The sequence below is a fragment of the Synergistaceae bacterium genome (assembly GCA_012521675.1).
Taxonomy (GTDB): domain Bacteria; phylum Synergistota; class Synergistia; order Synergistales; family Aminobacteriaceae; genus JAAYLU01.
In genome coordinates this window covers 1-5,922 of sequence record JAAYLU010000003.1, presented here as the reverse complement: position 1 = coordinate 5,922, position 5,922 = coordinate 1, and the positions used below count along the sequence as shown (strand labels likewise).

Sequence of the window (5,922 nt, the reverse complement as noted above, 5' to 3'; positions counted from 1 at the left end):
GCACCGTGCAGGGGAAGGGGCTTCCACCGCATCTGCGGGTCGCGACCGGAGAATACAGCGAGCGGCTTGGCCTGCGCTGCTGAACAAAGACAGGGAAAGGAGGAATCCGGATGGCGAAGTCTAAGACCACAAAGGACGAGGAGCAGAAAGTCCTGGAACTCGAGTACAAGACCGCACTGCTCCCCTCCGCGCAGCACAAGACGGGGCTGGCGGGGCTGGTCTTTCTGGTGCGGACCATGGAGGAGAGAGGGATGGCGCCGCTCCCGGAGATAACACGGGGAGAGGGAGAGAGCTGGATAATCCGTTTTACAAGAGATAATTTCCAAGCCCTGTTCGACGAGCTTTACGACGCTGAAAAGATCATGATCGAGAGCAAATCGAGATGGTCGGGGCAGGAGCCTGTGGATACGGTGGAGAAGACGACGGAGAGGGAAGGTAAAACGGAGACGGAGAAGTACTTCGTCTACAGTATGACTGTTCCCAAGGGCGCGGCCTTGAGGGGTGTGCTTCCCGAAGGCGACGAAGGAGACAAGAAGCTAAAGCTTTGGCGCGACATGCTCTGGGCCACCTATCGCGGCAAGCCCACGACGCGGGGTGTGTACGAAGAAAGGGTGCAAGGCAGCCCTTGCTCCTTTACGGAAGGTGACTGGAAAACACTTCTCAAGGATATGAACAAAAGCAAAGAGATCCCCGGGACATACTTGCTCGGATCCGAGCGCTTCAATGCGGAGAAAGTGCTCTCTAGAGGCACCCTTAAAGAGTCCCTTCTGCTTCATTTTTCCCATATCGCCTGCCCCCTGTTTCTCTCAAGAATATTTCAGATAAAGAGGGGAAAGGGCGAGGGCGGTTCCGCCATTTCTCTCAAACGTGAAGAAAGCGGCTATGTAATTGTGATGCCTGAAATAGTCGACGTGGACAAATATGTGGGCAAATACAGAAAGTGGCTGGGAAGCGATCTGGAATCCAGCAAGTACCACCGCCCCGTGTCCGCGCTCATAGACCTGCCCGAGGAGGGGGGTCTGGAGTTTCTCTCCTCGATCACCGAGTACAGGGTGGAAACCAAGGGGCGCGGCATATTCGACACAGTCGAGGGCGCGGAGTACTACCACATGGAAAAAAAGGGAAACGCGGTAAACCTGCTGGCATCGGCCTACGTGCCCTTGAGCAGGGACGTGCTGGTCGAATACAGCCACTTGGTCGCACCCGGCGGTAAAAAGAGACCCCTGAACTTTCTCTACAAAACCTGCCGCATCCGCAACATCCTCGACGGAACCCCTTGGTACACAGGAATGCAGGAGATCCTGGAGCAGTATCCGTCCGAGCTGTTCGTGTGGTCCAAGGACGGGACCCCCGGAAACACCCCGTTTTTTGGAAACGACATCCGACGCAGATTCACGAAGATAGCAGAAGATATCGAATATACAAGGGAGGCGAAAGACATGGGAATCGACGATGCCGGCGCGCCCGCAGTCAATAGAGATGACAGGCTCGCGGCGAAAACAAGAGACATCGTAAGAAGGTACGTGATCTCGGAACTGAAAGAGCGAGTGAAGAAGGAGCTGCTTCCGAACGACAAGACTCATCTTGAAAAAAAAGAAGAGGGCGACTCGGCCCGCTATTCCGTGGAATACCAGGAGGCGGTAAAAAAGATTTGCAACGGCGCCTTTCTCGCCCTTCGCGGACGAAAGGGGTCGGACATTGCCGAGTACTTCACCGGCACACTCTGCTCGCACCCTCAGTTCATGAAGAGCTCTCCCAAAAACGAGGATAACGACGAATTCATCCTGATCGCCAGGGCTCTTGTGGACCCGGAGGAGCGGGAGAAGATCAAGCTCTTCGCGATGCTGGCCCTTTCCGCCTGCTCCTATGTCTACTCGAAGGACGAGCAGCCGCAGGCCGAGACCGAATGAAACCGAAAAACAAGGAGGGAATCGCAATGAATCTGTTTTCCACAGTGTTGACACACGCCGCGCCCAGCGCGAACTACCGAGGGGAGTCCGCCGAGAACCGCGCCGTTCTGCAGAAGATCACCAAGGGGCGCATGCAGTTCGCGGTCGTCTCGCCCGAGGCCATGAGAAACGCCATACGCGATGGACTGAGGGCTGTGGGGCTTCCGTGCAACAGAAGCAGACTTCACGACGAGGAGCAGCTTGCGGTCAAGTACGAGGACTACCCCGACTCGGACGCCTATGCGGACGACTTCTTCATGGGCTGGCTGATCGCCGCAGGAAAGAAAGACAGGGAAAAGATCGAAAAGGAGCTTGAGGCCAAGGGGCGGAACAGGGCACGGTTCACATTCAAACGCGACTCCGTCCTCCGCATGAACCTGGCCGTCGCGCTAGAGCCATATCGCCACGACACGGTATTCACCCAGTCGCCGCTGCAGACCAAGGACAGCCCCTGGCAGAACGCCGACTCCTCCCAACTGCTTCACAGGGAGACGACCTACACGGCCTTCCAGTATCCGTTCGCTCTCAACCTAGATGAATGCAGAGAGAAGGCCGAGTGGACCAGGGAGCTCCTCTCCGTGATAGGACAGCTCGGCGGAGTGGCGGGCAACCACGCTCGCAGCCTCTACGACATGGCCCCTGCCAGCATAGTGGTGCGACTCACGCCCCGGCTCGCCCCCGGCTACGACACCTACGGCTTCTTGGTCGGCGAGGATGGTTCGCATTCGTTCCCCGAAGTCGTCGATGCAATTCTCAACGACGACCTCCCCGGCGCGGAGTTCCTGGTCGGCGGCAAGATCGTCCGTGACATGGACGAGGCGACCCTGGACGCGCTTGCGAAGAAGAACGTCGTCGCCGAGAGGAACGCCGCGAAAATACTCGACATGGCGGGCGACCGCGCATTCGGGTAAAGATCATGCTTCTCCTGCGTGTGACCGCGCCCTTCGCTGCGTTCCGACCCTTCGCGGCCGGAGTCTTCCGACCGACCGCCGACTTCCTGACGCCCTCGGCGGCTTACGGGCTGCTTTTGAACATCGCGGGCATCGAGATGCGCGGGGCGGACGGCAAGACAGGCACGACCCTTATCGCCGATGGTCTGCCCTCTGTTCGCCTCGCGATAGGAGCGCGCGCCTTTCCCGAGAGCCAGCGGATATTTCAGCAGCTCCACAACTACCCGGTTGGGAAGACCGGCATTGAAAAAGCACCGCTGGCTAAGGGGTCCAAATATCACATCAAACCGGTAGTCCGCGCCTTTTTGTCGTCCATCGACGCCGTCATAGCGGTTGATTCCCCCGCAATTGAAGAGAAGGTCCGCAAGGGACTCCGCGGGGAGTCGCAAAGAGGTTACGGCCTCCCCTTTCTAGGGGACAATTCTTTCATGGTGGACCGAATAGAGGAGATGCTTGAACCGGCAAGCGCACACTGGTACTGCGGGCCGGACGGCGAAGATGAGACCGAGAAAAGGCGCATCTCTCGCTTCACCGTCACAGTCGACAGAGAGAACGTGTGGAAGACCAAGACCGCTCTTTTCGCCCCGTTGAAGGACCCCTCCGATGCGATACCGGCGTCCGCCTGGGTGGAGGTGGCATATTGACTGCCGCGGCGGAAAACGACGCGCTGCTGCGTGTGAGCGCCCTTCACGCGCTTCTCTACTGCGAGCGTCTGTTTTTTCTGGAGGAGGTGGAGGAAATCCGCCTCGCCGATGCCAGCGTCTATGCCGGAAGAACCCTGCATGAAGAATTAGCCGAGGAAGAAGGAGAGGAGCGTCGCTCCTTCTTCCTTACCAGCGAAACACTGGGTCTTACCGGAAAAATGGACGCAGTGCGCCATAGAAACGGAAACTGGGTAGTCTACGAACATAAAAGGGGCAAGCCGATGCTCCGCAAAGGAGAAGCGGCGCAAGCCTGGGACAGCGACATAGTACAGGCTACAGCCTACTCGCTTCTTCTGGAAGAGCATCTGCAAAGAAAGTTTGTGGAGGCCCGAATAAGATACCATGGTCAAAACACCACCGTGTTGGTCCCCTTGACCGAGGAGAACCGTCAAAAAGTCTTCGATGCAATTCGCAGAGCCAGAGAGCTTCGTGCAAGCACGGACAGACCGCCGGTATGCGACTCCTCGAAAAAGTGTCTCAAGTGCTCGTTGGCGCCGGTATGCCTCCCGGAGGAGGAACGCCTGGCACGAAGCCGGGAGTGGGAGCCGATCCGACTCTTTCCCCCCGAGATAGAGGGGGCGGCGCTCCACATAACGGGGCTGCAGTCACGCATAGGGCGCACCGGAGAGGCGTTCAAGCTGGAAACGGATGCGGAGCCTGTTCGGAAGGTCCCTTCTGCGGGACTGCACTCGATCACTGTGCACGGCACCGCGCAGGTGACCACTCAAGCCCTCCATCTCTGCGCCGACAAGGGAATTCACCTGCATTGGTTTTCAAGGGGCGGGTCGCATCTTGGAAGCTTCTCGCCCGGTCCAGGCCCTGTGCAAAGACGCATAAGACAGTACCAAGCCCTGACCAATCCAGGTATGTGTCTGAAGCTGTCTAGACGGACTGTCCTTGCGAAAGTGGAAAGCCAGCTTCGCTTTCTTTTGCGCACTACTCGCGGAGAACAGCGAAGCGAACAGATTAAATCCGGCATCGGAGAAATACGCTCGCTGTTGAAGGCCGTCTCGCCGGCGGAGGGAGTCGACACTCTGCGCGGCATAGAAGGCGCAGCCGCCCAAGTCTACTTCGATCTTCTGCCTTGCGTATTGAGCGAAAGTGTAGAACCTGAACTTTTGCCCTCCGGCAGAACTAGAAGGCCGCCCAAGGACCGATTTAACGCCATTTTAAGCTTTGGTTATTCCATGCTCTATCGTGCGCTGTTTGAAAGCATCGTCTCTGTCGGCCTGGAGCCGGCCTTCGGTTACCTTCACACTCCGAGATCAAGTGCGCACCCCCTTGTGATGGATGTAATGGAACTCTTCCGCGTGCCTGTTTGGGACATGGTCGTGGTCTCTTCGATCAATCGAAAGCAGTGGGATATCGAAAAGGACTTCTCTGTAACGAAGGAGAAAGTCTGGCTTTCCGACCAAGGGCGCAAGAAAGCGATAGTGCTTTTCGAGCGGCGTATGCAAGACAAGTGGAAGCATCCTGTACTGGACTACTCTCTCTCCTGGCACCGCACGATGGAGCTTGAAGTACGCCTTTTGGAGAAGGAGTGGACCGACACGCCCGGTCTTTTCGCCCGCTCCCGACTCAGATAGGATGTGATGGAGTGAAGAAGTGGTGTCTTATCTCATACGATGTGCGAAATGATAAACGACTCCGGAAGGTCGCCAAAATATTGGAGGGGCATGGGGAGAGAGTACAGTACAGTGTTTTTCGCGCATATTTGAGTGAAAGAGAACTAGAACGCCTGCGCTGGGAGCTTAGCAGGGTGATGGACTCTGCGGACGGACTGTTGATCACGGAACTATGCGATGCATGTGTAAAGAAGATCAGGAGAAGAAACAACGAAGCCGCCTGGCCAGACGAGCCTGAGAAGTGGATTGTCATGTGAGTGCTTTCAAGCGCCTCCGGGTGTGATGGATGACTTGATTCGCCAAGCTTCATCTTTCCTTGCAATGACTGAAGTTTTCTGGATTATGGATCTTGACAATTGCTTGATTGCGTGCGATTCTTGTCGTGGATGGTGTTGTTTTAAGGATTCCGTGCCTTCAATACTTTTTTTTGCGTGCCGAGTGGCATTTTCTTGCTCATCCTTGAAACTGCACCTCTGGAACGTTGATGTGGAGCCGATTTGGAAGGTATGCTGTGCCACAACCTCTGATGCCGCAAGGCGTTAAGCACAGGGGCCGCGTTGGGCGCGGTACGCGCGGTGCGCGTGCCACAACCTCTGATGCCGCAAGGCGTTAAGCACCTGGTGGTGTACAACTACGGGCCGTTGTTGGTTTTCGTGCCACAACCTCTGATGCCGCAAGGCGTTAAGCACCTCAT

General features: G+C 56.7%; 5 protein-coding genes and 1 CRISPR repeat array. All 5 genes read left to right on the top strand.

Features of this window, described 5'->3' with window-relative positions:
• The first annotated feature begins 110 nt into the window (after positions 1 to 110).
• From cmx8 to cas2, 5 genes are read left to right on the top strand one after another with little or no spacing between them, the layout of a single operon-like run.
• Positions 111 to 1,910 carry a type I-MYXAN CRISPR-associated protein Cmx8 gene (gene cmx8, locus GX181_00190; GenBank protein ID NLM70364.1) on the top strand — a complete coding sequence of 600 codons (1,800 nt, stop codon included), beginning with the start codon at positions 111 to 113 and terminating at the stop codon, positions 1,908 to 1,910.
• 26 nt (positions 1,911 to 1,936) lie between these two features.
• Complete coding sequence (locus GX181_00185; GenBank protein NLM70363.1) at positions 1,937 to 2,860, top strand: type I-B CRISPR-associated protein Cas7/Cst2/DevR; 924 nt, start codon at positions 1,937 to 1,939, stop codon at positions 2,858 to 2,860.
• A gap of 5 nt (positions 2,861 to 2,865) precedes the next feature.
• Positions 2,866 to 3,543, top strand: a complete 678-nt coding sequence (gene cas5 / locus GX181_00180) for a CRISPR-associated protein Cas5 (GenBank protein NLM70362.1) — start codon at positions 2,866 to 2,868, stop codon at positions 3,541 to 3,543.
• The gene (gene cas1 / locus GX181_00175) at positions 3,540 to 5,189 is read left to right on the top strand and encodes a type I-MYXAN CRISPR-associated endonuclease Cas1 (protein ID NLM70361.1); all 1,650 of its coding nucleotides are present in this window, start codon (positions 3,540 to 3,542) and stop codon (positions 5,187 to 5,189) included. Before cas5 ends, cas1 begins: the two co-directional genes overlap by 4 nt.
• Before the next feature lie 11 nt (positions 5,190 to 5,200).
• Complete coding sequence (cas2, locus tag GX181_00170; protein NLM70360.1) at positions 5,201 to 5,485, top strand: CRISPR-associated endonuclease Cas2; 285 nt, start codon at positions 5,201 to 5,203, stop codon at positions 5,483 to 5,485.
• 253 nt (positions 5,486 to 5,738) lie between these two features.
• A CRISPR array of direct repeats spans positions 5,739 to 5,919; the repeat unit is 36 nt; unit sequence GTGCCACAACCTCTGATGCCGCAAGGCGTTAAGCAC.
• Between the last annotated feature and the right edge of the window lie 3 nt (positions 5,920 to 5,922).

What these genes read in the sequence shown, in the direction of transcription:
- cmx8 (NLM70364.1), top strand. Translation starts at nt 111, where the DNA reads ATGGCGAAGTCTAAGACCACAAAGGACGAGGAGCAGAAAGTCCTGGAA.
- cas5 (NLM70362.1), top strand. Translation starts at nt 2,866, where the DNA reads ATGCTTCTCCTGCGTGTGACCGCGCCCTTCGCTGCGTTCCGACCCTTC.
- GX181_00185 (NLM70363.1), top strand. Translation starts at nt 1,937, where the DNA reads ATGAATCTGTTTTCCACAGTGTTGACACACGCCGCGCCCAGCGCGAAC.